We start from the raw sequence: 24929 nt of genomic DNA, 5'->3' as shown, positions 1-24929 counted from the left end.
GCAATTGGAGAAGTGTGAAGCGGTTCTCCGCAATTGCGTAGAAAAACAGAGGAGGCGGAAATGCCAAGATTTGCAGCCAATCTCACCATGCTTTTCACCGAAGTGCCGTTCATGGATCGCTTTGCGCTGGCCGCCAAGGCGGGTTTCACCGGGGTGGAATATCTGTTCCCCTACGAGTTCAACCGGCATGAGCTGAAAGCAGCGCTTACCCGTCATAATCTGGCGCAGGTGCTGCACAATCTGCCCGCCGGCAACTGGGCAGGCGGCGAGCGCGGTATCGCCGTCCTGCCGGATCGTGTGGATGAGTTCCGTCGCGGCGTGGCGGATGCCATCGATTACGCCACGACGCTCAACTGCTCGCAGGTCAACTGCCTTGCCGGGATCGCGCCGCAGGGCATCGACCCAGACGCGCTGCGGGCCACCTTTGTCGGCAATCTGCGGCTGGCCGCGAAGGAACTGGGCAAGCACGGTATCCGCCTGCTGATCGAGCCGATCAACCATTACGACATTCCCGGTTTCTATCTGAACACTGTGGAACAGGCGGTTTCGATCATCGACGAGGTAGGCAGCAACAACCTGTTCATTCAGTACGACCTTTATCACCAGCAGCGCACGCGCGGCGAACTCGTCGCCACCTATGAGCGCTACAAGCCGCTGATCGCGCATGTGCAGCTTGCCGACAACCCGGGACGCAACGAGCCCGGCACCGGCGAGATCCATTATCCGAACGTCTTCGAAGCGCTGAAGGCGGCTGGCTACAAGGGCTGGATCGGCTGCGAATACAAGCCGAAGACCACCACCGAAGACGGTCTCGGCTGGTTCAAACAATATGAGGCCGAGCGTCTCAGCGCATAACTGCATAGGGAGATAGAGAATGGCCAAGATCGGCTTTATCGGACTGGGGATCATGGGCAAGCCAATGGCGCAGCATTTGCAGAATGCAGGCCACCAGCTTTTCACCTCGAAGCATAGCCAGCCGCCGCACAAGGACCTGATGGATGCGGGGCTGACGGTTCTCGATACGCCCAAGGCGGTGGCTGCGGAATGCGAGACGACCATACTCATGCTGCCGGATACGCCGCAGGTGGCCGAAGTCCTTTTCGGGGAAAACGGCGCGGCGGAAGGTCTTGGCAAGGGCAAGACGCTGATCGACATGAGTTCGATTTCGCCCATCGAGACCCAGGAATTTGCGAAAAAAGTCCGCGCCACGGGTGCGGAATATATCGATGCGCCGGTTTCCGGCGGCGAGGTGGGCGCGAAGAACGCCAGCCTCTCCATCATGGCGGGCGGCGCGCAGGCAAGCTTCGACGCGGCGCTGCCGCTTCTCAAGCTGATGGGCAAGAACATCACGCTGGTCGGCGATTGTGGCGATGGCCAGACCACCAAGGTCGCCAATCAGATTATCGTGGCGCTCAACATTGAAGCCGTTGCCGAAGCGCTGGTCTTCGCCTCAAAGGCGGGTGCCGATCCGGCCAAGGTGCGTGAAGCGCTGATGGGCGGTTTTGCTTCCTCGCGCATTCTCGAAGTGCATGGCGAGCGCATGATCAAGCGCACATTCGATCCGGGTTTCCGCATTTCCCTGCATCAGAAAGACCTCAATCTGGCGCTTCAGGGCGCGAAGGCCTTGGGCGTCTCGCTGCCCAACACGGCCCTGGCGCAGGAGCTGTTCAATTCCTGCGCGGCGCATGGCGATGACGGTCTCGACCATTCCGGTCTGGTGCGCGCGCTGGAGCGGATGGCCAATCACGAGGTCGCCTGACTGTTTCTCTGGAGGGGAGAAGGTGGAGCTGGCCGCTTTGGAGGAGGTGGCCGGCTCCATTGATTTTATGTGCGCGGCACGAAATAGTGCTGCCAAACCAATAATCAAAATCGGGAATCTCATGACTGCCCCAAGCGCCATCGCCGATCCGAAGAAGTTTTTGACCAGCCTTTTCGATGCGGCTGTTGCCGCTGCCGATCCGGAACTGGTGATACGGGCAAACCTGCCCGCGAAGCCCAAGGGCCGCACGATCGTCATCGGCGCGGGCAAAGGTTCCGCGCAGATGGCGGCGGCTTTCGAAAGGGCGTGGGACGGCCCGATTGAGGGTCTTGTGGTGACACGCTATGGCTATGGCACGCCCTGCGAACGCATCGAGATTATCGAGGCGGCGCATCCGGTTCCAGATGATGCCGGGCTTGTGGCATCCAAGCGCCTGTTCGAAGCCGTATCGGGCCTCACGGAAGACGATCTCGTGGTGGCGCTGATATCAGGCGGCGGCTCGGCACTGCTGCCATCACCACCGGAAGGGCTGACGCTGCAAGACGAAATTGCCGTCAACAAGGCCTTGCTGGCGTCGGGCGCGCCGATCTCGGCCATGAATGCCGTGCGCAAGCATCTTTCGACCATCAAGGGCGGACGCCTTGCCGCCGCCGCCCATCCGGCCAAAATTTTCTCGCTGGTGGTCTCGGATATTCCGGGCGACAATCCGGCCTTCGTGGCTTCCGGCCCGACTGTGCCGGACCAAACCAGCCGCGACGATGCGCTGAAGATAATCGAACGCTACCGGCTCGACTTGCCGGAGGCTGCGCTCAAGCATATTCGCGGCGAAGGCGCACATGCACCGAAACCCGATGACGCGGTTTTCGCGCAAAACGAGGTGAGGGTGATTGCATCTGCCGCCGTATCGCTGGAAGCGGCGGCGAAAGAGGCCGCCCGCCACGGCGTCGAAGCCGTGATTCTGTCAGACGCCATGGAAGGGGAATCGCGCGAGGTGGCGCATGTCCACGCCGCAATTGCCCGTGAAGTGGCCGAACGCGACCGCCCGTTCAAGAAACCGGTGGTCATTCTGTCCGGGGGCGAAACCACCGTCACCATTCGCGGCAAGGGTGGCAAGGGTGGGCGCAACAGCGAATTCCTGCTGTCCTTCGCGCTCGATATCGACGGCTATGGCAATATCCATGCGCTGGCCGCTGACACGGATGGCATTGACGGTTCGGAGGACAATGCGGGTGCTTTCGCCGATGGCAGCACGGTGTCGCGTCTGCAAAAGGCGGGCGAGGATGGTGCGGCGCGCCTCAACAACAACGATGCCTGGACGGCGTTTGACGCCATCGGCGATCTGTTCATACCGGGTCCGACCGGCACGAATGTCAACGATCTGCGCGCGATTCTTGTGACGGCCTAGCGTCGTCGTCTAAGAGAATACGACTAGCCGCGCCATCAAGATCCTCATACTGGCCGTTTTTCAGCGACCAGAGAAAGGCGGCAAGCCCCACCGCACCCATAAGCAGCGCAACGGGAATGAGAAAGAGAAGCCCGCTCATTTATGCGCTTCCTTTACCACGGTAACCGGCGCGGCTCGTGTCTGCGCCTGTTGTTTCTGCTTTCCGGCTTTCAGCCGCAGTGCATTGCTGACGACGACGATGGACGACAGCGACATGGAAAGTGCTGCCACGAGCGGCGTGACATATCCGAAGATCGCAATCGGCACGGCGATGATATTATAGCCGATGGACAGCGCGAAATTCTGGCTGATCAGTCGGCCCGCTTCCTTTGAGACGGCAAAGGCCAGCGGCACGGCGGCCAAACTCTCGCGCAAAAACACGAAGTCGGCGGCATTGCGCCCGATATCGGCTGCAGTTGCAGGCGCCATGGAAACATGGGCCGCGACGAGGGCGGGCGCATCGTTGAGACCATCGCCCACCATCAGCACCTTTCGGCCTTCGCCGGAAAGCTCCTGTACAAGCCGGGATTTGTCGGCGGGCAGCACTGCGCCGCGATAATCATCGACGCCGAGATAATCCGCGAGTTGTCTGACGGCGGGCAACCGGTCGCCGGAAATAATGGCGAGCTTCAACCCATCCTTTTTCAGCGCGGCGATGGCAGCGGCCGCGTCTTCGCGCGGGCTGTCCTCGAAACGGAAGGTTTCAACCAGCATACCGTCGATGGAAAGGCAGGTTTCCGGGCCGTTTGCGGCGGTTGCATCGGCCATGCCGCCCACCCATTCGGATTTGCCGAGACGATAGAGCTTGCCGTCGATTTCCGCCTCGATACCCGAACCGGAAAATTCCTCGATCCGGGTGAAGGCGCTCATCGGGCCCTGACCGGAAAACTGCGCCAACGCCCGCGACAGCGGATGGCGGGAATAGAGCGACAGTTCGGCGGCGATTTCCAGATAGCGCGCATTGACGCTTTCAACGCCGATCAGTCGCGGCTGGCCGAGCGTGAGCGTGCCGGTCTTGTCGAAAATCGCCGTGTCGATCTCGGCCATGCGCTCCATGGCGGAGCCGTCCTTGATCATGATGCCGTTTTCGAACAGGCGGCGCGCCGCAACCACCTGCACAATCGGCACCGCCAGCGCCAGCGCGCATGGGCAGGTGATGATCAGCGTGCAGATGGCGATATAGATCGAGCGATACCAGTCGCCACCCGTGTAGACCATCCAGCCTGTAAATGCGAGGAAGGCGATCGTGTGCACCATCGGCACGTAAAGCTCCGATGCGCGGTCGGCGAGGCGGCGATAATAGGCGCGTCCGCTCTCGGCCACATCCATCAGGCGCACCATTTCGGCAAGGAAGGAATCTTTCGCTTCCGCCGTCGCCCGGATGATGAGTGGCGTGGAGAGGTTCAGCGTACCGGCGCGGATATCCGAACCGGGGCCGACCGGCACCGCATCGCTTTCGCCTGATGCAATGGCGCAATCGAGTTCGGAGCGGCCTTCCTCAATTCTGGCATCCACCGGCACACGCTCGCCCGCCGCCAGAATGATGCGCATGCCGGGGCGGATTTCATTGACGGGCAGATAGTTCCGCTCGCCATTATCGCCGATCACCACCGCGCCGCGACTGCCAAGCTGCGCCAGTCCGCGCACGGCGGAGCGGGCGCGGGCGCGCATCATGTAGTCCAGCGTGCGACCGATCAGCAGGAAGAACAAAAGCGTCACGGAGGCATCGAAATAGGCATGATGACCGTGGTTCATGGTCTCATAGATACTCATCGCAAAAGCAAGCGAAATGGCGAGCGCTATCGGCACATCCATGTTCACTCGCCTGTTGCGCAGCGCATTCCAAGCGGAAACATAGAAGATACGGCCCGAGAAGATCAGCGTCGGCAGGGCGATGAGGCCAGAGACCCAGTGGAACAGATCGCGGGTTGCCGCATCCGCGCCCGACCAGACGGCGACGGAAAGCAGCATGACATTGCTGGAGGCAAAAGCCGCAACGCCAAGCGCGATCAGCAGGCGCGTGAAGGCGGGGTCCTTCTCCTGCGCCATGTCGAAAATATGCGCTTCATAGCCGAGCTTCCGCAGCGGATCGACGACATTGGGCGGCGTTTCGCCGTCCTTCCAGCGGATCGCGACCCGGCGCGCCGTCAGGTTGACGCGCACATAGGCAACGCCCGCAATCTGGCCCAGCGAATCTTCGATGGTCTTGATGCACAGGCCGCAGTGAACGCCCGGCACCGAGAGGTCGAGTTGCCGCAGCCCGTCGCCAAGCGCGCGGCTGGCGAGCTGCATTTCATCCGGAGAAACACGCTGGATGACGGTCGCGATCTGTGCATTCTCGACGCAGCAGCTCATAGCATTTTGCCGTTTTTGATCAGGACACGGATGATGTGGCGATACGGGTCTTCCAGACCGGCATCGGCATTGATTTCCATGACCCAAGCGCCATCGGTAAGCGCGATGTTGGCGCCGAGCACACCTGCTTCGTCGCCAGCGGTGAGCGCGGCCTTGGTATCGTTCACATCGCCCACCGGACGCTTGAACTCCACGGTACCGCCAGTCACTGCAACCGGCTGGCCGTTGCGGTCGAGCAGACGATAGGTCAGCACGCCATTTTCATAGGACGGTTTCGACTGCCATTGCAGAGCGGCCTGCTGCTTGCCGGTCTCGGCCTTTTCGTTGAACTCCTGGCTTGCGACATAGGAATTGGCGACGACCAGCCCGCTCCAGCTGTTGATGGCGAAATAGGCCATCGTCACATTGACGGCGATGATCACCCCGAAGAACGCCACCATGATGCCCAGCATGTGCCAGCCGGTGAAAGTGCCCGACGAATTTGCGGATGCTGTCTTGGTTTCTGCCGACATTATCGTCCCTCCGGAGCCATGAAGGTTGCCTTGTAGCGGGCGTGTTCCGCGCCGTCCGCATCGCGCACTTCGATTTCATAATCCTGGCGGTGATCGGTGATGGCGCTGTGCGGCAGGGTCACGAAGACGCGCAATGTCTTCAGCCGGTCGGGTTCGACGGGCACGGCATAATTGCCGTCTGCGTCTGCCGTCTCGTCCTGTACGGTCAGGGTCGCGCCGGGCAGACCTTCGATGGAAAGCCGGAAGGTGCGCGGCGTCGGGATCATGTTCAGAAGCTTGACGGTATAGCCGTTGCGGATTGAACCGTCGGACAGAAGCACATATTGCGGGTTGCGATCATGCAGGACATTGATGCCGATGCGCTGGCGCATCGACAGCGAAATGACCAGCGTGAGGCCGATCAGCGCCCAGACGATGAAATAGAACAGGCTGCGCGGACGCAGCACCTTGCCCCACGACAGGTTCTGCACCTTGTCGGAAAAGCGGTTCGGCGCATCATAAACCCGCGCTGGGGTGATGGGCATCGTTCCGTTGTCGGTCGCAAGCGCCATATTGGCGTTGTAATCGGCCAGTGTCGCATAGGAGATAAGCCCGCGCGCCTTGCCGATCTTGTCCATAACGGAATTGCAGGCATCGATGCATAGCGCGCAGGTGATGCATTCAAGCTGCTGGCCGTCGCGAATGTCGATGCCCATGGGGCAGGCGGCGACACACGCATTGCAATCCACGCAGTCGCCGACGGCTTCCCCGGTGGCAATCGCCTTCTTGGCATGGCGCGAACGCGGTTCGCCGCGCCAGTCATTATAGGTCACGGTCAGCGAATTCTCGTCCAGCATCGCGGCCTGAATGCGCGGCCATGGGCACATATAGGTGCAGACCTGCTCGCGCATCAGCCCGCCCAGCACATAGGTGGTGGCGGTGAGAATGGCGAGGGTGAAATAGGCGACGGGCGCCGCCTGTCCGCTCACGAAGTCGAGGAGCAATTTCGGCGCATCGGCGAAATAGAAAATCCACGCGCCGCCGGTCAGCACCCCGATCAAAAGCCAGATCGAATGTTTCGCCACCCGCTTCCATATCTTGTCGAAAGTCCATGGCCCCTTGTCGAGCTTCATGCGGGCGCTGCGGTCGCCTTCGATGGCGCGTTCCACCACGAGATAGAGATCGACCCAGACGGTCTGCGGGCAGGTATAGCCGCACCATGCGCGGCCTGCGACGGATGTGACCAGAAACAGGCCGAGGCCCGCCATGATGAGCAGACCCGCGACGTAATAGAATTCCTGCGGCCAGATTTCGATGAAGAAGAAATAGAAGCGGCGATTGGCGAGGTCGATCAGCACGGCCTGATCGGGCGCATAAGGCCCGCGATCCCAGCGCAGCCACGGCGTGAGATAATAGATGCCCAGCGTGATGAGCATGACGAGCCATTTGAAGCGCCGGAACTCACCGCGAACACGCTTCGGAAAAATCTTGACCCGCGCCGCATAGAGCGATTGCCGGGTCTTGGGGGAATTCACTGCCTGAACGTCGATGCGTTCGACCTGCTCTGACATTTTATGCTCCTTGAGAGGAGAAGGGAGTAGGGGAATAGGGGAGTAAGGGAGTATGAAAAAAAAGGGGAGCGACGTTGCGGGCCTTCACAACCAAAACATACTCCCCTATTCCCCTACTGCCTTACCCCCCTCTCTTCATTCTCCCCCGCCCAGCGAGTGCACGAATATCGCCAGCTGCTTGACGGTCGTGTCGCCGAGGCGCGGTTCCCATGCGGGCATGACGCCGTGTTTGGGGTGCGAGACCTGACGGATGATCGCGTCTTCGCCGGAACCGTAGAACCAGATCGCATCGGTCAGGTTCGGCGCGCCGAATTCGCGGCTGCCCTTGGCGTCGGCACCGTGACAGACGGCGCAGTTTTCGGCGAAGACTTTCTGGCCTGCCGGGACCATCGACGGGTCATGCGGCGTGCCGGTGAGGCTCACCACATAGGCCGCCACATCGCGAACTTGCTGCGGTTCCAGAATGTCGGCATAGGCAGGCATTTCGGAAGTCCGCGTATCCGCGTCGTCCTTCGAGCGGACACCATGACGGATGGTCGTCAGAATTTCGTCGATGGAACCGCCCCACAGCCAGTCATCGTCGTTGAGGTTCGGATAGCCGGGCGCGCCCTGCGCGCCGGAGCCGTGGCACTGCACGCAATTGACGCGGAAGGCAGCCGCGCCGCCTGCAACGGCGAACTGGCGCAGATTTTCATCGGCCAGAATCTCGTGCACATCCTTGGTCTTGATCTGGTCGAGAATGCCCTGTTTTTCTGCCGCCACCTGGCGCATGTCTTCCTGCAACGCGCCGCGGCTCGACCATTGGGTCAGCCCCGCAGTCGAGCTGGAAATCAGTGGCCATGCCGGATAGGCGATGGTGTAGCCGATGGCGAACAGGATGGTGGCGTAGAAGGTCCACAGCCACCAGCGCGGCATCGGATTGTCGAGTTCGCGGATGCCGTCCCATTCATGGCCGGTGGTGGAAACACCGCTGACGTCGTCGATATGCTTATCAGTCATTTGCGTCATCCTTGAACGGAATGGCTTTCACCTCGTCGGCGATCTTCTTGCTGCCGGGACGGAAGACATAGAAGACGGTGATAACGAAGAAGACCGTCATGCCGAGCAGGCCCCAGCTGTCGGCGAAGTGGCGCATGGCGTTGTAATCCATGGGAAGCTCCTATCGCGCTTTGGGGGATTGATCGTAGGTCGAGAAATCGACCAGCATGCCGAGCATCTGGAGATAGGCGACGAGTGCATCCATCTCGGTCAAAACAGCCGGGTTGCCGTCGAAATCGCCAAGTTTTGCTTTCGGATAGCGGGCTTCGACGCCGGATGTATCCGCTTCGGGATCGGCCTGTGCCTTCAGGTCGGCCAGCGCATTGTCGATCATGTCCTGCGTATAGGGCACGCCAACCGCGACATTGGCCTTGAGATCGGCGGCAATGGTGTCGGCGCTGAGCGGCGTATCCTTCAGGAAGCCATAGCCCGGCATGACCGATTCCGGCACCACGTCGCGCGGGCGGATCAGGTGCTGGACGTGCCATTCGTTGGAATAGCGGCCACCGACGCGGGCGAGGTCTGGCCCCGTGCGCTTGGAACCCCACTGGAACGAGTGGTCATACATGGATTCCGCCGCAAGGCTGTAATGCCCGTAGCGTTCCACCTCGTCGCGGAAGGGGCGGATCATCTGGCTGTGGCACAGATAGCACCCCTCTCGCACATAGATATTGCGCCCCGCAAGCTCGAGCGGTGAATAGGGTCGCATCCCTTCCACCTTCTCGATGGTGTTTTCGAGATAGAACAGCGGCGCGATTTCCACGATGCCGCCAATCAGCACCACGGTCAGCGATCCAACCAGCAGCAGCGTTGCGTTCTTTTCGATTACGGCATGTTTTTTCAGAAAGGACATGTGTGTTCGATCCTTATTCCGCAGGCTGCATCGCTGGTGTCGGCTTGGCCGGGGTTGCGCCGGCAATCGGCGCTTCATCGCGCAGATTTCCGCGAATGGTCTGATAGACGTTCCAGGCCATGACGAGACCGCCCGTGAGGTAGAGCAGGCCGCCAGTCATGCGGATGACGTAGTAAGGGAACATCGCGGCGACCGTTTCTGCGAAGGAATAGACGAGGAAACCCTGGTCGTCGTATTCGCGCCACATTAGGCCCTGCTGGATACCCGCAACCCACATGGCGGCGGCGTAGAGCACGATGCCGAGAATAGCGAGCCAGAAGTGCCAGTTGACCATGCGCACCGAATAGAGGCGTTCGCGGTTCCACAACTTCGGAGCCAGATAATAGATTGCGCCGAAGGTGATCATGCCGTTCCAGCCAAGCGCGCCGGAATGGACGTGCCCGATGGTCCAGTCGGTATAGTGCGACAGCGAATTGACCGCCTTGATCGACATCAGCGGACCTTCGAAGGTCGCCATGCCGTAGAAGGCGATGGCCGCCACCATCATGCGGATGATCGGATCGGTGCGGATCTTGTCCCATGCGCCCGAAAGCGTCATCAGGCCGTTGATCATGCCGCCCCAGGACGGCATCCACAGCATGATCGAGAACACCATGCCCAGCGTCTGCGCCCAGTCGGGCAGGGCGGTATAGTGCAGGTGGTGCGGACCAGCCCAGATATAGAGGAAGATCAGCGACCAGAAGTGGATGATCGACAGGCGGTAGGAATAGACTGGACGGTTCGCCTGCTTCGGCACGAAATAATACATCATGCCGAGGAACGAGGTGGTGAGGAAGAAGCCGACGGCATTGTGGCCGTACCACCATTGCGTCAGCGCATCCTGAACGCCCGAGAAGGCGGAATAGCTCTTGGTGCCAAGGAAGGAGACCGGCACGGCAAGGTTATTCACGATATGCAGCATGGCGATGGTGATGATGAAGCCGAGGAAGAACCAGTTGGCCACATAGATATGCGGCTCCTTGCGCTTCAGGACCGTGCCGAGGAACACGACCAGATAGGCGACCCAGACGATGGTGAGCCAGATGTCCACATACCATTCCGGCTCGGCATATTCGCGGCTCTGGGTGATGCCGAGCAGATAGCCGGTGGCGGCCATGACGATGAAAAGCTGGTAGCCCCAGAACACGAACCAGGCCAGATCGCCGCCGAACAGACGGGCGCGGCAGGTGCGCTGCACCACATAGAAGGATGTGGTGATGAGCGCGGTGCCGCAGAAGGCGAAGATGACGGCGGAAGTGTGCAGTGGGCGCACCCGACCGAAGTTCAGCCATGGTTCCAGATTGAGATCCGGGAAAGCCAACTGGGCTGCGATAACGACGCCGACGAGGAAGCCGACAACGCCCCAGAACACCGTGGCGATCACGCCGTAGCGGATCGGGCCATCCATATAGACGGACTGGTCCGTCTTTTTCGGCGTCAGACCGTAATCGGCATTGCGCATCAGAAGAATGGTGAAAATGGCGAGCACGACGAACAGAATCCACATATGGGTTCTGAACAGCTCGTCATGGGAAAATCCGGCCAGAAGCACGGCAAAAAGCGCTCCCAGACCGGATAGGACTGTTCCAGCGGCGTAGTTCATGAAATCCCCTCGCAGCGCGTAACGAAGACCGCCCGTCAGGGGCAGTTGTAGCGACAGGATGTCTATCTGCGCTCGGTGACGTGCTGTCATTGATCCTAATCAACGACGATTTTCTAGGGAGGGAAGTGGTCCCGGAACTTATGTCACCGGGACGATCATAGAGGCGCGAAGACCACCATCGGAACGGTTGACCAGAGCAAAACTGCCGCCCATGCGCGTCACCGCCATGTGCACGATGGCAAGCCCAAGGCCGCTGCCATTATCCTGCCGGTGCTTGCCACGGAAGAAGCGTTCCGTCACATGCGGCATTTCATTGTCGGGAATGCCGGGGCCGCTGTCTTCGACGGTAAGGGTGAGGCGGTCGTCCGCGACGGTAAAGCCGCAGCGCACGAAGCCATCCACCGGGGAATGCAGCACGGCATTTTCGATCAGGTTGCGCGCAGCAAGCGTGAAGAGATGTGGGAACGGCATCTGCACAAGCGGCATCCCCTCCAGCAATTCGACGGCGACGCCGCGCTGCGCGCCGAGCATGCGCATATCGGTGGCGATGGTGTGCAGAAGCTTGCAGGCCGGTTCCGGCACCGGTGTCTCGGCTTCGTCGCTGGTTTCAAGCGCCGCGAGATCGAGCAGCTGACCGACCAGCCTGCTGGTTCGGTCCACGCCCGCCGCAATCTGGCGCACCGCATTGGCGCGCACGGCTTTGTCCTTCGCGCTTTCGGCGATTTGCGCCTGCGTCTTCAGTCCGGCGAGCGGCGTCTTCAGCTCATGGGCGGCGAAGATCGCGAAGTTGCGCTCGCGCTCGCGCGCTTCCTCGACGCGGTGGAACAACCCGTTCAGCGCCGTCACGACAGGGGCAATTTCTTTGGGCAGATTGTCTTCCGGCAGCGGGCGCAAATCCTGCGCCTGCCGTTTCGACAGCACGGCGGCAAGGTTGCTCAGCGGATTGAGTCCGCGCCGCACGCAAAGCCAGATCATGCCCGCAAGCAGCGGCAACACCAGAAGCGCTGGCACGGCCAGCCCCGTCACCACCGTGCGCACCAGCCTTTCACGGACATAGAGACTGTCGCCAACCATGACGCGCAAACCGAGCTGCGTGTTTTCAACCGCAAAGACCCGCCAGCGCTCGCCGTCGACAACGGTGTTGGAAAAGCCGTTTGCCACATTGGTCAGCCGTGTGATGGGCGCACTTTCCGAGCGCCCGACCAGCTTGCCGTCCAGCGCCCAGATCTGGCAGAAAAGCTGCCGGTCATAGTCGGAAAATTCCGGCATGGGTTTTAGCGAAAGCTGGCCGCCATCGCCGTTCGGGCCGACTTCGACACGGTGATCGCTCAATAGTGAATTGACCATGCGCGCGGCTTCCATCAGACGCGCATCCAGAACCTTTTCCAGTTGCGCCTGCGTGGTGATGTGAATCCACACCACCGCAACCAGCCAGACGATACAGGTCACGCCGATCAGAATGCCGGTCAGACGGCCACGGATCGAATTCATGCGCAGGCTCCCGCCAGACGATAGCCGACCCCGCGCACCGTCTCGATGAAATCGGAGCCAAGCTTGGATCGCAGGTGGTGGACATGGACCTCCACCGCATTGCTCTCTACTTCCTCCTGCCAGCCATAAAGCGCTTCTTCCAGCGACGATTTCGAAAGCGTCGCATTGGGGCGCTCCATCAGCGCGCGCAGGATCGAGAATTCGCGCCGCGTCAGCCGCAGCGGTTCGCCGTTAAAACGCGCCGACATTTCCGCCGGATCAAGCTCGACGCCGCGCCATTCCAGCACGGCATTGGCGCGACCGGCACCGCGCCGCGCAACAGCACGCACCCGGGCGGCCAGCTCATGCAGATCGAACGGCTTGCCGACATAGTCGTCGGCACCGGCGTCCAGCCCGGCAATGCGTTCCGGCACCTGATCGCGGGCGGTCAGAAGCAGCACCGGCGTATCGTCACGTCCGCGCCGCATGGTTTTGAGAATGTCGAGGCCGGACCCGTCCGGCAGCATCAGATCGAGCACCACGGCATTGTAATTCTGCGCGGCGAGGGCTGCTTCCGCATCGCCACAGGTCGAGACCGCATCCACGGTGAAACCGGCAATGCCAAGACCGACGGACAGGCCGTCGAGCAGGATTGCATCATCTTCAACCACCAGAATGCGCATTGGTCTTCCTGTTTTCGCCTTGTTTGTCGTTTTAAACCGCCCGGGCTTGTCGGCAACCCAGCTTAAGGCTGCCTTAAGGTGGCGGCGTCATTCGCCTTTTACAGCATAATCAATTTTCTACGAATCAGTTCGGAAAACCGGAATGCGTCTTTCTGCGAGCCTTGCGTGTTTGGCTCTCCTGATCTTCACGGCGTGCTCGTCCGCCTTTGCCGCGGGCCCCTTGCCGGTGAACGAAGCCTTTCGTCTCGGCGTGACGAAAGATGCCGACGGACGCCTCGTGCTTGGCTGGACCATTGCCGAAGGCTACTATCTCTATCGCGATCATATTGCCGCGAAGGACGACAAGGGCAATGCGCTCGATGTCGATACACAGCCCGGCATTGCCAAGGATGATCCGAATTTCGGCAGGCTTGAAGTCTATTATCGCTATGCCAGCGCCAGCGTGAACGCGCAAACCGCGCCGATGGAAATCACCTATCAGGGCTGTCAGGAAGACGGCATCTGCTACCGGCCTGAAACGCGGACGGTCGATCCGGTGACGCTGGCGGTTTCCAGCCAGATGGGAAATCTGGCGAAATCATTCGGGCAGAGTTCGGCCTTCACGCGAGCCGCGGTCCCGCCGACCCCTGGCGCACAAAGCAAGGCCTTTGCGCTCGCGCCGGAAAAGGGCATGGTCGAAAACCTGCTGGCTGAGGGCGGCACGGGCTTTGTTATCGCGGCATTTCTGGCTTTCGGGGTGCTGCTGGCCTTCACGCCTTGTGTCTTCCCGATCTATCCCATCGTTGCCGGAACACTGGCGCGCGAAGGTGAAAAGCTGACGGCAAAACGCGGCTTCGCCCTTTCCTCCATCTATGTGGTCAGTCTGGCTTTGGGCTTCGCGCTGGTGGGGGCGATCGCTGGCTGGTCGGGGCAGAACCTGCAAATGGTCCTGCAATCGAAATGGACCGCGCTTGCTCTGGCGGGGCTGTTCACGCTTTTGGCCCTGTCGATGTTCGGCCTGTTCCAGATCCAGCTTCCCAACCAGTGGGTGAGCGCGGTTTCCGCGCGGACTGGTCAGCGCACAGGCTCCAAGCGCTCCGCCGCCATACTCGGCTTTTCGTCGGTGCTGATCGTCGGTCCTTGCGTGACCGCACCACTGGCGGGCGCGCTTCTCTATATTGCACAGACGGCCAATATCGCGCTGGGTGCGGGGGCCCTCTTTGCGCTCGGCATCGGCAAGGGCCTGCCGTTGATCGCTTTCGCGACCCTTGGCGCGGGCACCTTGCCGCGCGCAGGCGCATGGATGGAAACCGTGAAGCAGATTTTCGGCTTCGGTTTTCTGGCAACCGCCATCTTCATGGCCGCGCCGCTTCTGCCGTCAGGCGTGGACATGGCGCTTTGGGCGATCCTGCTGTTCGGCGTGGCAAGTTTTGCCTTTCTCAAAGTGCCGGGGCACAGCGTGGTGGCCCGCACGATTGGCGCGGCGGCCTTCGTCTACGCAACCATTCTGATGCTCGGTCTTGCCTCGGGCGGCAGAGATCCGTTGCAACCGCTGGCCGCATTCGCTAACCGTGGCGACAACCAGAATAGGATCGAGCTGCGATTCGCGCCGGTCGATACGGTTTCTTCCCTTCAGGAGAAGCTTGCGACAGTGGAAGGCTCGCGCCCGACACTGGTCTATTTCACGGCGGATTGGTGCGTGAGTTGCTCCACCGTGGAAAAACGTGTGTTGCCGGATGCCGATGTGAAGAAAAGCCTGAACGGCTATCAGCTCATCAAGGCTGATATTTCCGATCTCACCAGTGGCAATGCCGACCTGATGGCGAAGCTGAAAGTGGCTGGCCCGCCGACGATGATTTTCTTCGACAAGGCAAGCCGCGAGCGGGAGGGGACGAGACTGGTGGGCGATGTCACGTCTGCCACCATTGCCCGGTCGGTTGGTCTCACAGCCGATGGCCGGATGTAATTGCAGAAACAAGGATTGAAGATGATGCCGGGGGCTTGGACTATTATGAAACGCGGGGACGATAGATATCGTATTGCAGCGCGACTGTTGCGCATTGCCACTGTCGCTGCGCTGCCACTGGCGGCAGCCGCCTGCACGACCACTTCCGCCGAGCAGCCGGTCGCGGTTGTTATGCCCGCGCCGATGGTTCAGCCGGTTGTGGCAGAACCGCAGCCGGTGCAAGTCGCGGCCGTTGCGGAACCGGAAGTACAGACGGCGCGCAGCGAATATGAAGTGATGTATGGTGCCGTCACCGACGGAAAGAACTTCATTCCCGCGCTCGACGTGAACAAGATTGCCGAGCGCAACCTGCGCAAGCAGGTCGATTACGCGACCGACCATCCGGTGGGCACCATCATTGTCGATCCCTATGCGCGCTATCTTTATCTGGTGCAGCCGGGCGGCAAGGCCATGCGCTATTCGGTTGGCGTCGGCCGTGCAGGGCTGACCTTCAAGGGCGAAGCCAAGGTCGCCTATAAGTCGCAATGGCCGCGCTGGACCCCGACCGCCAATATGATCAAGCGCAATCCCGATCATTACGCGAAATATGCCAATGGTCTGGAAGGCGGCATTCGCAATCCGCTTGGCGCCCGCGCGCTCTATCTCTATCGCGACGGCAAGGACACGCTCTACCGCATCCATGGCACCAACGAACCGTGGTCGGTCGGCAAGGCGGCGTCCTCGGGCTGTATCCGCCTTTTCAATCAGGACATTCTCGATCTCTACAAGCGCGCCCCGACGGGCGCCCGCGTTGTGGTGCTCGACAAGTCGCAATCCGGTACGGGAGTGAGTGCATGATAAATCGTCGTCAGATGCTGGCTGTTTCAGCCGGAACCGTTGCGACGCTCGGCCTTTCGGGCGTGCAAGGTCTGGCACAGGCCGTTCCGACCGTGGCCGAGGTTCTTTACGACACCGAAATCCCGGTTCTCGGCAACCCGAATGGCAATGTCACCATCGTCGAATATTTCGACTATCAGTGCCCTTATTGCAAAAAGGGCCATGGCGAACTGATGCGCGTCGTCAAGGATGACGGCAATGTGCGATTGGTGCTGAAGGACTGGATCATCTTTGGCGAAACGTCAGCCTATGCGGCGCGGCTTGTTCTGGCGGCGGAAAAATCCGGTAATTACGCCAAGGCGATGGAAGCCATGATGGCCACGCCGGGCCGTCTGACCAAGGAACAGGTCGATGCAGCCTTGAAGAAGGCTGGTCTGGACGCGGCCAAGCTTCAGGCGGCCTATAAGGCGGATTCCAAGCGCATCAACAACATACTCGAGCGCAACATGAATCAGGGCGAAGCGTTTAATTTCAGCGGCACCCCGTCTTTCGTCATCGGCACCAAGCTCTATGGCGGGGTCATGAAGCAGCAGGAACTGATCGCAGCTATCGCGGATGCGCGTAAAGCGTGATGCGAATTTGAAAGCAAGCAGCGGAGTGTGAGCGCTCTTGTAAGCTTCTATGTCTGGTTCATATAAAGAAGGAACACGGACATGAACCTTATGACACTCGCAAAGCACGATCCCGATGAAAGCCGCTGGCAGAAGGTGCTCGGACGCGACAAGGCGTCGGACGGCGCCTTCGTTTATGCCGTGCGCACCACTGGCGTTTATTGTCGCCCGTCCTGCCCGTCGCGGCGAGGAAAGCGCGAAAACGTGCAGTTTTTCGACCGCTGTGAGGATGCGGAGCGGGCAGGCTTTCGCCCCTGCCTGCGCTGCAAGCCGCATCTGACCGAAACGCTCGCGACGCAGAATAATGCGCGCCATGCCGAAATTGTAGCCGCTGCCTGCCGCTATATCGAGGCGGCGGAAGAAGTGCCGTCCCTGGAGGAAATCGCAGATGCGGTGAAGACCAGCCCCGCGCATTTCCACCGCATTTTCAAAGCCTTCACCGGGCTGACGCCAAAAGCTTATGCCGATGCGCATCGCGCCCGCAAAATGCGTGTGGCGCTCGACGCGCCGGAAATCCGCGTCACCGATGCAATCTATGATGCGGGTTACAATTCCAGCAGCCGCTTCTACGAAGCCTCAGACCGGATTCTCGGAATGACGCCAAAGGCTTACCGGCAGGGCGGCAAGGATGCCGACATTCGTTTCGCCATCGGGCAATCGGCGCTTGGCGCAGTGCTTGTGGCGGCGAGCGACAAGGGCGTCTGTGCCATTTTGATGGGCGACGACCCGGAAGCACTGATACGCGATCTGGAAAAGCGCTTTCCGAGAGCCAATCTCATCGGGGCCGACCGCGACTTCGAGGACATGATCGCGCAGGTGGTCGGCTTTGTCGAAGCGCCGGGCATTGGTCTCGATCTGCCGCTCGATCTGCGCGGCACGGCATTCCAGCAGCGTGTCTGGCAGGCCTTGCGGGAAATTCCGGCAGGAAAAACAGCAAGCTATACGGATATTGCCGAACGGATCGGCGCGCCGAAAGCCGTTCGCGCTGTTGCGCAGGCCTGCGCCGCCAACAAGATCGCCGTCGCGGTGCCCTGCCATCGTGTCGTGCGCAATGATGGCGGACTGTCCGGCTATCGCTGGGGTGTCGAGCGCAAGCGCGACCTCCTGAAGCGGGAGCGTGAAGCATGAGTGGCGATCACGAAACGGCGGCGGCAAAAGTCGCCGCTTATGACTGGGAGAAGATCGGCGCCGAACTCGACACATTCGGTACGGCCATTCTCCCGAAACTCCTCTCAGATAGCGAATGCCACAATTTTGCCACGAAATGGCATGATTCCGCCGTATTTCGTACCACCATTTCCATGGCGCGGCACGGTTTTGGGCGCGGCGAATACAAATATTACGCCTATCCGCTGCCTGCCTTAATTGCGAGCCTGCGCGAAAATCTCTATCCGCAGCTCGCGCCCATCGCCAATGCGTGGAGCCGGAGAATGGGCAGCGACATCCGTTATCCGCCGACCCATGACGCCTTTCTGGAAGGCTGCCACGCAGCCGGTCAGTTACGCCCGACGCCGCTTCTCCTGCAATATGGCGAGGGGGATTATAATTGTTTGCATCAGGACCTTTATGGCGACATCGCCTTTCCGTTGCAGGTGGCTATCCTCCTGTCAAAGCCGGGCGAGGATTTCTCGGGCGGCGAATTCGTGCTCACCGAGCAACGTCCGCGCATGCAGAGCAGGGCGGAAGTGGTGCCGCTTCAACAGGGCGATGCGGTGATCTTCGCCGTCAATGACCGCCCGGTGCAGGGTACGCGTGGCGACTACCGGGTCAAGATGCGGCACGGCGTCAGCCGTATCCGCTCCGGCATGCGACATACGCTGGGCATAATCTTTCACGATGCGCGATAGGACGACATAAGGGGTTGAACCGAAACGCGTATTAGCCTTTGATCGCGCAATGGATTGAAGGAGTCGACCATGAGCGTGACCATTTACGGTATCAAAAACTGCGACACCATGAAGAAGGCGCGCACATGGCTGGAGGACCATGGCATCGACTATGGTTTTCACGATTACAAGAAGGAAGGGCTGGATGCGGCAACGCTCGACCGTTTCCTTAAAACCGTCGCATGGGAACAGCTTCTGAACCGCGCTGGCACGACCTTCCGCAAATTGCCCGAAGATGTACGCCAGAGTGTCGATGCCGCCAAGGCGCGGGCGCTGATGCTGGAACAGCCCTCCATGGTCAAGCGCCCGGTGCTCGACAGGGACGGCGTGCTGACGGTTGGTTTCAAGCCGGATCAGTATGAGGCGTTCTTCAAGGCTTGAGCTGCCGGGCTTCTGCCATAAGTATCTGCGGATAGGCCTGCCCAAGCGGAGAAAACCCCATGCATCAGCGCGTGAACAAGGTTGTCCAGCAATGGTCGGTGAGCTGGCGCGATGCGCTGATTGCTTCCATTGGTGGGGCTGTGGCGTGGCTGATCTGCCAGTGGCTTCTCGGTCAGCCAAGGCCGGTCTTCGCCATGGTCACGGCGGTGATCTGCCTTGCGCCCAACCTGCCAAACCATGGCAAGCAGGCCATCGGCGTCATGGTCGGCGTGACGACAGGGGTAGTCGCGGGAGAATTGTCGCTGCTGCTGCCGGAAACCGTTCTCGTCGTGCATATGGCGGTGGTGACCTTCATCGCCATGGTGCTGGCAACCTCGTTCGGCATGGCGCCGGCAATTGCCATCCAGTCCGGTGTTTCGGCCATTCTGGTGCTCGCCATGGGGCCGCAGGTGGCGGGTGTGACGCGCCTGATCGACGTTCTGGTGGGCGCAGGTGTCGGGCTTCTGTTCAGCCAGATCTTGCTGACACCGGACCCGGTGCGGCTGATCGACCGGGCGGCGCGGGGCCTGCTGGACCGGCTGGCCAACGGGCTGAAACAGGCGGCCATCGCGCTCGATAAGGAGGATGCGGCACGCGCCCAAAACGCAATCAACCAGTTCACCTCCGCGCATCGCGCGGTAATCGCGTTGGGTGACGGCATTGCGCTTGCGCGCAGCAATGCGCGCTGGTCGTTGCGCGGGCGGTTGGCGGCGCGCGAAGTGACCGAAATGGCCGGGCGTTATGACCGTCGCGGCATTCGTCTTTATGCATCAGCGCTCTTGTTCGGCGAAGCACTGGGTAATGCGCTGCGCAAGAAGGAAGCGCCTCCGCCGCCATGGGTCAGCGAGGCGTTGCAGATCATCATCGCCAATTGTTCGCTGGATGAAGGCGTGGCGCCGCAGCGCATTCCGCCCGTGCCGAAGGAAATTCCCTTCGGCTGGCGCGATTGCGTGCACCGGCTGGAATCGGTGCAGGATACGCTGCTGCACTTCCTCCATGCCGGGGTTCCGGACAGCGTGCCGGTGGTGAGGGGATAGAGGAGGGCAGTAGGGGAATAGGGGAATAGGGGAATAGGGGAATAGGGTAGGCACTCGGTGCCCTGAAGAAAAACGCTTGCGCTGAATAAGCGCCCGCGATCCTCTTCCCTTACTCCCTTACTCCCTTACTCCCTTACTCCCTTACTCCCTTACTCCCCTTGATCGCTGCCATCAGAAAAATTCAATTGTGCGGCTGCATTTGAGGCGTATTTTCCCGCGCATGACTCAGTTCTCTCCCAAGTCGAACTTCCTTAAGTCTGCCTTCTCCCGTTCGGATTTTTCAATGTCATCCTCACTAAACTCCGCTCAACACCAGACGGCGATCCGTTATGCGCTGGGCGGTTTTCTCGCCATGGCGTCTGCAATGGGGATCGGGCGTTTCATCTATACGCCGATCCTGCCGGGCATGATGGCCGATCTTGGCTTCAACGCCGCCGATGCGGGGTTCATCGCATCCGCCAACTATATTGGCTATCTGCTCGGCGCTGTCGCGGCGGGTTATGGCTGGTCGGCAGGCATAGAGCGCGCCAGCGTGATCACCGGCCTGATCATCAGTGCCGCACTTTGCGCCGCCATGGCACTGTTCGACGGCGTCTGGATGTTTGCCGCGATCCGCTTTGCCGCCGGTTTCGCCAGCGCCGTGACCATGATCCTCTGCACGGCCATCGTGCTCAGCCATGTGACCGCCGCCGAGCGCAGCGGGCTTGGCGCGTTGCATTTCGGCGGCGTGGGCAGCGGTATCGCCATTTCGGCAGTGCTGGTGGCGGCCATCCGTTTTTCCGGCCTCGGCTGGCGTGCGGACTGGATCGGCGCGGCTTTGCTCACGCTGGTCATGCTGGCGGCAGTGGTCTTTCTGGTGCGCGAGGGACCGCGCGGCAACGGCGGCAACGCGCGTGAACCGGCTTTGCCGAAAAGCTTTGCCTTCAACGCGCTGGCGCTCGCCTATGGCATTTTCGGCTTCGGCTATGTCATCACCGCCACCTTTCTGATCGCCATCGTGCGCGCCAATGATGGCGGGCCGCTGATGGAAGCAGCCGTGTGGATCGTCACCGGCCTGACCGCCGCGCCGTCGATCTGGCTGTGGTCTCCGGCGGCGAAGAAGTTCGGCCTGTTCAATGCCTTCGCGCTGACGGCGCTACTGGAAGCCATCGGTGTCGCCGCAAGCGTCGTCATCGCCCCGCCTGTCGGTCCGCTGGTCGGCGGTGCGCTTCTCGGCATGACCTTCATGGCGCTGACTGCTTTCGGTCTCCAGATCGCGCGGGTTCTGGCTCCCGCCTCGCCGAAGCGGGCACTGGCGCGCATGACCGTATCGTTCAGCATCGGGCAGATTGTCGGGCCACTGGTCGCCGGTTACATGGCGCAGCGTTCTGGCTCCTTCACCTCGGCCAGCCTTGCCGCCGCCTTCTCGCTGGTGGCAGTCGCCGTCATCGGCGTGCTGGCCGGTCAAAAGGCCAAGTAGCACTGCAAAATTGGGAATCTAAAAAAGGTTTCTGTCAAAATCTTACAAACATTTAACTGGCAAAGGCGCTGCAAGAAGCATTCTATGGGGCGATAACCCCATAGAATCGGGACCGCTTTCGTGTTCGTATCTTTTTTCCCCCGCCCAAAACTGTTTTTTCCATCTGTCTTTCTTTGGAGTCTGCTGGCCGTGTTCGGCTGGTATATGGGGGGCGAAAATCTCGGGCGTCTTTTCGGCCTGCCGCCCGCCGCGCCGGACGCCGCGCCGATCATCGGCGCAAGCCTTTTCTGGTCGGCGCCGTTTCTCTGGTTCTACATTTATTTCGCCGTGGCGACCTTTGCGTTTTACGCTTTCTGGGCGCTGTTTTCACCGCATCCATGGCAGCGCTGGTCGATCCTCGGTTCGGCACTGATCCTGTTCACGACCTATTTTTCGGTGCAGGTGAGTGTTGCGGTGAACGCCTGGTACGGACCATTCTACGACATGGTGCAGAAGGCGCTGTCGACGCCGGGTTCGGTGACAGCCGCCGATTTTTACTGGGGGATGGTCGAATTCGCTGGCATCGCCTTCATCGCGGTCACGGTGAGCGTGCTCAGCCTGTTCTTCGTCAGCCATTATATCTTCCGATGGCGCACGGCGATGAACAATTACTATATGAGCCACTGGCCGCGATTGCGTCATATCGAAGGCGCCGCGCAGCGCGTGCAGGAAGACACGATGCGGTTCTCCTCCACGCTGGAACAGCTGGGCGTCAGCCTTGTGAAATCCGTGATGACGCTGATCGCCTTTCTGCCGGTCCTGTTCACCTTTTCGGAAAAGGTCAATGAACTGCCGATCATCGGCGCTATTCCGCATGCGCTTGTCTGGGCGGCCATTTTGTGGGCCGCCTTCGGCACCGGTTTTCTGGCGCTCGTCGGCATCAAGTTGCCGGGGCTGGAGTTCAACAATCAGCGCGTGGAAGCAGCCTATCGTAAGGAGCTGGTCTATGGTGAGGATCACGAAGACCGCGCCGCGCCGGTGACGATGCAGGAACTGTTCCGCAATGTCCGGCATAATTATTTCCGGCTTTATTTCCACTACGTCTATTTCAACGTCGCCCGCATCTTCTACATTCAGGCGGATAATATTTTCCCGACCCTGATCCTCATTCCGTCCATTGTGGCAGGCAAACTGACCCTGGGCCTGATGAACCAGATCTTGAACGTCTTCGATCAGGTGCGCGGCTCGTTCCAGTATCTGGTCAATTCCTGGACAACGATCATCGAGCTTCTGTCGATCTACAAGCGCCTTCGCGCCTTCGAGGCGACCATCCATGGCGAGCAACTGCCGACGCTGGATCGTCAAAATCTGGAAACGCCGCAGAGCGTTTAGGGAAGTCCGCCAACACCTCATGCTAAAGAGCGCCAACACCCTCATGCTGAGGAGGCGCGTCAGCGCCGTCTCGAAGCACGAGGGTTTGGAAAAACGCCGGTTACGACCGGTTCTGAATGGTCGAGCCGGTGTTCTTGTCGAGGCTGTTCAGATAATCGCCATAGGTGGTGCATTTGACGTCGGCCTTGGTGCAGACCTCGGAAACAAGTCGCTCCATGGCGCGCCAGTATGCGCCGTCATTCATCAGCACGAAATGGAAGCCAAGCTGCAAGGGAATGCGCTCGCCGTCATATTGCTTGTCGAAGGCGGCGCGAAACGCCTTATAGGCGCGCTCTTCGAACGCTGCCGACTGGTCAGGTGTTTCCTTAGCCTTGGAATGGCGGACATAGAGATTGTAATCCATGCCGACGATCGGTCGCTTTGACGGGCCTTCCGGGATCAGCGGCAGACCGAAAGATGCGAATTGACCGGCGATCTGCGGCAGTTCCGGCCCGCGTGTGACGGATGATGCCTGATAGCGGAAGCCATTGGCCTTGAGTGCGTCCTGCACCGGCTTCGAAGCGGCGAGATAGGGCGCGCGAAAGCCGTTGATGCCGTTGAGAGCGAGGTTGCGCCAGCCTTCCGGTTCGCCGTCGATGCCGTTATTTTTGTAGGCGTCGGCCACGATGCGGCGAAACGCGCCGATTTCCTTGTTCCAGTCGGCGGTGGACCAGCTCGTGCCGTCGAAATGGCCGCAGCCGTGGCTGGCGATCTCGTTGCCCTCCAGATGCGCCTGCCAGATATTGCCAAGCCGGGTCACGACTTCATCGCGGGTCTGGGCAAAGCCGACATTGGACGCGCCCGCCTTTTTGTGCGGCGGCTGATAGCTGGCGCGGTCCTTGCGGGTCATCAGAAAGACGCAGGACAGGAAATAGGTGAAACGAGCGTTGTTTTTCTTCGCAAGCTCGCGCGAGCGCGTCCAAAGCGCATTGTCATGCGCGCCGTCGAAGGAAATCAGCACATATTGCGTTTTGCTGGCCGTTGTTTCCGGTGATGTGGCCCCGGCAGGCGCACAAAAAGCCGCCGAGAGGGAAAGAGCGAGGAGAGTTTTGGGGAAGAAAACGCGCATTGCCATCAAATACCGGGAAAATCCAAGGCCGGGAAGGGGCCAGTGACCCGGCTATCCCTTGAATATGGCGAAGGTCGGACCGAAATTCACTTTTACGCAGGGCTCGCTATGCTTATTTCGCGGACGGGTCTTACATATGGCGACAATTCCGACTAAAAGCGCCAGAACAGCTATTTCGTAAATCAGATTCAAGAACAATGGCAGGTCCATGGCAGACGACAGTTTCATTCGCGAGGTAAACGAGGAACTCCGTTCGGAACGGGCGAAGCAGGTCTGGAAGAATTTCGGCCCGATCGTGATCGGTGCTGCCGTTGCAATCGTTCTGGGCACTGCCGGCTGGGTCGGCTACCAGCACTGGACCGACAGCAAGGCCTCTGCTTCCGGCGACAAGTTCCTTGCGGCGCTTGACCTTGCATCGGCAGGCAAGAACGATGAAGCACTTGCTGCGCTCGACGATCTGGAAAAGACCGGCTATGGGTCTTATCCGGTTTTGGCGCGCCTGCGTGCGGCCTCCGTCCTTGCCAGCAAGGGCGATGCGGCTGGCGCCGTGAAGGCGTTTGACGATATCGCTGCCGACAATGCCGTGCCGGGTACGCTGCGCGATGTGGCGCGTTTGCGGGCGGGTTATCTGCTGGTCGATAGCGGTTCTTATGACGATGTCGCCAAGCGGGTTGAAACCCTGTCTGCCGATGGCAATTCGATGCGCTCCAGCGCGCGCGAAGCCCTTGGCCTCGCAGCCTGGAAGGCCGAACGTTTCGACGATGCGGTCAAATTGTTCAAGCAGATCGCCGATGACGGTATGGCGCAGGCCAATATCCGCCAGCGCGCCAATACGATGCTGGACCTGATGCGCAGCGCAGGCGTTGCGGCACAAAGTTAAACAAAGGCTACCTTCGGGGCTGGTCTTGAA

The 24929-nt window shown here is 60.4% G+C and carries 24 protein-coding genes; 13 read left to right on the top strand and 11 right to left on the bottom strand.

From position 1 onward, the window contains the following. The first annotated feature begins 60 nt into the window (after positions 1–60). The 3 genes from hyi (at position 61) to WIX40_RS11890 (ending at position 3164) form a co-directional block, all read left to right on the top strand. Positions 61–855: a hydroxypyruvate isomerase gene (gene hyi / locus WIX40_RS11900; protein WP_339439971.1), complete on the top strand. Its 795-nt coding sequence runs from the start codon at positions 61–63 to the stop codon at positions 853–855. 19 nt (positions 856–874) lie between these two features. After that, complete coding sequence (locus WIX40_RS11895; protein WP_339439970.1) at positions 875–1759, top strand: 2-hydroxy-3-oxopropionate reductase; 885 nt, start codon at positions 875–877, stop codon at positions 1757–1759. A gap of 121 nt (positions 1760–1880) precedes the next feature. Further along, positions 1881–3164 (top strand): glycerate kinase type-2 family protein, encoded by a 1284-nt coding sequence (locus tag WIX40_RS11890; RefSeq protein WP_339439969.1) that lies wholly within the window; start codon positions 1881–1883, stop codon positions 3162–3164. Here WIX40_RS11890 and ccoS read toward each other — a convergent pair. From ccoS to WIX40_RS11840, 10 genes are all read right to left on the bottom strand, one after another. Further along, the gene (gene ccoS, locus WIX40_RS11885; RefSeq protein WP_121537302.1) at positions 3130–3303 is read right to left on the bottom strand and encodes a cbb3-type cytochrome oxidase assembly protein CcoS; all 174 of its coding nucleotides are present in this window, start codon (positions 3301–3303) and stop codon (positions 3130–3132) included. The two genes, WIX40_RS11890 and ccoS, sit on opposite strands and share 35 nt — an antisense overlap. Further along, complete coding sequence (locus tag WIX40_RS11880) at positions 3300–5558, bottom strand: cation-translocating P-type ATPase (protein WP_339439968.1); 2259 nt, start codon at positions 5556–5558, stop codon at positions 3300–3302. The genes ccoS and WIX40_RS11880 overlap by 4 nt, the downstream gene beginning before the upstream one ends. Beyond that, entirely contained in the window at positions 5555–6070 is a 516-nt protein-coding gene (locus WIX40_RS11875; protein WP_339439967.1) for a FixH family protein, read from the bottom strand. Before WIX40_RS11875 ends, WIX40_RS11880 begins: the two co-directional genes overlap by 4 nt. Continuing rightward, positions 6070–7620: a cytochrome c oxidase accessory protein CcoG gene (ccoG, locus tag WIX40_RS11870; protein WP_339439966.1), complete on the bottom strand. Its 1551-nt coding sequence runs from the start codon at positions 7618–7620 to the stop codon at positions 6070–6072. Before ccoG ends, WIX40_RS11875 begins: the two co-directional genes overlap by 1 nt. Before the next feature lie 135 nt (positions 7621–7755). Beyond that, positions 7756–8619: a cytochrome-c oxidase, cbb3-type subunit III gene (ccoP, locus tag WIX40_RS11865; RefSeq protein WP_339439965.1), complete on the bottom strand. Its 864-nt coding sequence runs from the start codon at positions 8617–8619 to the stop codon at positions 7756–7758. Next, on the bottom strand, positions 8612–8770 hold the full coding sequence (locus WIX40_RS11860) for a cbb3-type cytochrome c oxidase subunit 3 (RefSeq protein ID WP_078337972.1): 159 nt from the start codon (positions 8768–8770) through the stop codon (positions 8612–8614). Before WIX40_RS11860 ends, ccoP begins: the two co-directional genes overlap by 8 nt. A 9-nt stretch (positions 8771–8779) precedes the next feature. Next, positions 8780–9511 (bottom strand): cytochrome-c oxidase, cbb3-type subunit II, encoded by a 732-nt coding sequence (ccoO, locus tag WIX40_RS11855; protein ID WP_339439964.1) that lies wholly within the window; start codon positions 9509–9511, stop codon positions 8780–8782. 13 nt (positions 9512–9524) lie between these two features. After that, a complete protein-coding gene (gene ccoN, locus WIX40_RS11850; RefSeq protein ID WP_339441014.1) occupies positions 9525–11153 on the bottom strand; it encodes a cytochrome-c oxidase, cbb3-type subunit I in 1629 nt (542 codons plus the stop codon). 138 nt (positions 11154–11291) lie between these two features. Further along, positions 11292–12644, bottom strand: a complete 1353-nt coding sequence (locus WIX40_RS11845; protein ID WP_339439963.1) for an ATP-binding protein — start codon at positions 12642–12644, stop codon at positions 11292–11294. Beyond that, positions 12641–13306: a response regulator gene (locus WIX40_RS11840; protein ID WP_121537316.1), complete on the bottom strand. Its 666-nt coding sequence runs from the start codon at positions 13304–13306 to the stop codon at positions 12641–12643. Before WIX40_RS11840 ends, WIX40_RS11845 begins: the two co-directional genes overlap by 4 nt. 142 nt (positions 13307–13448) lie before the next feature. Here WIX40_RS11840 and dsbD point away from each other — a divergent pair, with 142 nt between their 5' ends. The 9 genes from dsbD (at position 13449) to sbmA (ending at position 22911) form a co-directional block, all read left to right on the top strand. Continuing rightward, positions 13449–15251 carry a protein-disulfide reductase DsbD gene (dsbD, locus tag WIX40_RS11835; RefSeq protein WP_339439962.1) on the top strand — a complete coding sequence of 601 codons (1803 nt, stop codon included), beginning with the start codon at positions 13449–13451 and terminating at the stop codon, positions 15249–15251. 45 nt (positions 15252–15296) lie between these two features. After that, on the top strand, positions 15297–16088 hold the full coding sequence (locus tag WIX40_RS11830) for a L,D-transpeptidase (RefSeq protein ID WP_109368405.1): 792 nt from the start codon (positions 15297–15299) through the stop codon (positions 16086–16088). Then, positions 16085–16699: a DsbA family protein gene (locus WIX40_RS11825; RefSeq protein ID WP_109368406.1), complete on the top strand. Its 615-nt coding sequence runs from the start codon at positions 16085–16087 to the stop codon at positions 16697–16699. The genes WIX40_RS11830 and WIX40_RS11825 overlap by 4 nt, the downstream gene beginning before the upstream one ends. A gap of 81 nt (positions 16700–16780) precedes the next feature. After that, on the top strand, positions 16781–17866 hold the full coding sequence (gene ada, locus WIX40_RS11820; protein WP_339439961.1) for a bifunctional DNA-binding transcriptional regulator/O6-methylguanine-DNA methyltransferase Ada: 1086 nt from the start codon (positions 16781–16783) through the stop codon (positions 17864–17866). Beyond that, positions 17863–18585, top strand: a complete 723-nt coding sequence (locus tag WIX40_RS11815; RefSeq protein WP_339439960.1) for a 2OG-Fe(II) oxygenase — start codon at positions 17863–17865, stop codon at positions 18583–18585. The genes ada and WIX40_RS11815 overlap by 4 nt, the downstream gene beginning before the upstream one ends. A 69-nt stretch (positions 18586–18654) precedes the next feature. Then, positions 18655–19005, top strand: a complete 351-nt coding sequence (locus WIX40_RS11810; protein WP_109368409.1) for an ArsC family reductase — start codon at positions 18655–18657, stop codon at positions 19003–19005. A gap of 59 nt (positions 19006–19064) precedes the next feature. Then, a complete protein-coding gene (locus WIX40_RS11805; protein WP_339439959.1) occupies positions 19065–20081 on the top strand; it encodes an FUSC family protein in 1017 nt (338 codons plus the stop codon). Positions 20082–20364: 283 nt separating this feature from the next. Further along, positions 20365–21540, top strand: a complete 1176-nt coding sequence (locus WIX40_RS11800; RefSeq protein WP_339439958.1) for a YbfB/YjiJ family MFS transporter — start codon at positions 20365–20367, stop codon at positions 21538–21540. A 120-nt stretch (positions 21541–21660) separates the two neighbouring features. Next, positions 21661–22911: a peptide antibiotic transporter SbmA gene (sbmA, locus tag WIX40_RS11795; RefSeq protein ID WP_109368412.1), complete on the top strand. Its 1251-nt coding sequence runs from the start codon at positions 21661–21663 to the stop codon at positions 22909–22911. A 100-nt stretch (positions 22912–23011) separates the two neighbouring features. On the opposite strand, the gene WIX40_RS11790 is transcribed toward sbmA, so the two are convergent. Next, on the bottom strand, positions 23012–24019 hold the full coding sequence (locus WIX40_RS11790; RefSeq protein WP_124915232.1) for a polysaccharide deacetylase family protein: 1008 nt from the start codon (positions 24017–24019) through the stop codon (positions 23012–23014). 208 nt (positions 24020–24227) lie between these two features. Here WIX40_RS11790 and WIX40_RS11785 point away from each other — a divergent pair, with 208 nt between their 5' ends. Next, positions 24228–24899, top strand: coding sequence for a tetratricopeptide repeat protein (locus tag WIX40_RS11785; RefSeq protein ID WP_109368413.1), 672 nt, complete (start codon positions 24228–24230; stop codon positions 24897–24899). The last annotated feature ends 30 nt before the right edge of the window (positions 24900–24929 follow it).

The organism is Ochrobactrum teleogrylli, from assembly GCF_037482325.1.
Lineage (GTDB): Bacteria > Pseudomonadota > Alphaproteobacteria > Rhizobiales > Rhizobiaceae > Brucella > Brucella teleogrylli.
Note: the sequence above shows the minus strand (reverse complement) of the source record. Positions and strands in the feature narration are given on the sequence as shown.

Bases quoted from the DNA above. Each gene is read 5' to 3' on its own strand.
- WIX40_RS11840 (WP_121537316.1), bottom strand. From the start codon at position 13,306: ATGCGCATTCTGGTGGTTGAAGATGATGCAATCCTGCTCGACGGCCTG.
- WIX40_RS11890 (WP_339439969.1), top strand. From the start codon at position 1,881: ATGACTGCCCCAAGCGCCATCGCCGATCCGAAGAAGTTTTTGACCAGC.
- WIX40_RS11830 (WP_109368405.1), top strand. From the start codon at position 15,297: ATGAAACGCGGGGACGATAGATATCGTATTGCAGCGCGACTGTTGCGC.
- ccoP (WP_339439965.1), bottom strand. From the start codon at position 8,619: ATGACTGATAAGCATATCGACGACGTCAGCGGTGTTTCCACCACCGGC.
- WIX40_RS11845 (WP_339439963.1), bottom strand. From the start codon at position 12,644: ATGAATTCGATCCGTGGCCGTCTGACCGGCATTCTGATCGGCGTGACC.
- WIX40_RS11880 (WP_339439968.1), bottom strand. From the start codon at position 5,558: ATGAGCTGCTGCGTCGAGAATGCACAGATCGCGACCGTCATCCAGCGT.
- ccoG (WP_339439966.1), bottom strand. From the start codon at position 7,620: ATGTCAGAGCAGGTCGAACGCATCGACGTTCAGGCAGTGAATTCCCCC.
- WIX40_RS11895 (WP_339439970.1), top strand. From the start codon at position 875: ATGGCCAAGATCGGCTTTATCGGACTGGGGATCATGGGCAAGCCAATG.
- WIX40_RS11825 (WP_109368406.1), top strand. From the start codon at position 16,085: ATGATAAATCGTCGTCAGATGCTGGCTGTTTCAGCCGGAACCGTTGCG.
- ada (WP_339439961.1), top strand. From the start codon at position 16,781: ATGAACCTTATGACACTCGCAAAGCACGATCCCGATGAAAGCCGCTGG.
- WIX40_RS11815 (WP_339439960.1), top strand. From the start codon at position 17,863: ATGAGTGGCGATCACGAAACGGCGGCGGCAAAAGTCGCCGCTTATGAC.
- WIX40_RS11785 (WP_109368413.1), top strand. From the start codon at position 24,228: ATGGCAGACGACAGTTTCATTCGCGAGGTAAACGAGGAACTCCGTTCG.
- WIX40_RS11875 (WP_339439967.1), bottom strand. From the start codon at position 6,070: ATGTCGGCAGAAACCAAGACAGCATCCGCAAATTCGTCGGGCACTTTC.
- dsbD (WP_339439962.1), top strand. From the start codon at position 13,449: ATGCGTCTTTCTGCGAGCCTTGCGTGTTTGGCTCTCCTGATCTTCACG.
- WIX40_RS11790 (WP_124915232.1), bottom strand. From the start codon at position 24,019: ATGCGCGTTTTCTTCCCCAAAACTCTCCTCGCTCTTTCCCTCTCGGCG.
- ccoN (WP_339441014.1), bottom strand. From the start codon at position 11,153: ATGAACTACGCCGCTGGAACAGTCCTATCCGGTCTGGGAGCGCTTTTT.
- WIX40_RS11810 (WP_109368409.1), top strand. From the start codon at position 18,655: ATGAGCGTGACCATTTACGGTATCAAAAACTGCGACACCATGAAGAAG.
- hyi (WP_339439971.1), top strand. From the start codon at position 61: ATGCCAAGATTTGCAGCCAATCTCACCATGCTTTTCACCGAAGTGCCG.
- WIX40_RS11860 (WP_078337972.1), bottom strand. From the start codon at position 8,770: ATGGATTACAACGCCATGCGCCACTTCGCCGACAGCTGGGGCCTGCTC.
- WIX40_RS11805 (WP_339439959.1), top strand. From the start codon at position 19,065: ATGCATCAGCGCGTGAACAAGGTTGTCCAGCAATGGTCGGTGAGCTGG.
- ccoO (WP_339439964.1), bottom strand. From the start codon at position 9,511: ATGTCCTTTCTGAAAAAACATGCCGTAATCGAAAAGAACGCAACGCTG.
- ccoS (WP_121537302.1), bottom strand. From the start codon at position 3,303: ATGAGCGGGCTTCTCTTTCTCATTCCCGTTGCGCTGCTTATGGGTGCG.
- WIX40_RS11800 (WP_339439958.1), top strand. From the start codon at position 20,365: ATGTCATCCTCACTAAACTCCGCTCAACACCAGACGGCGATCCGTTAT.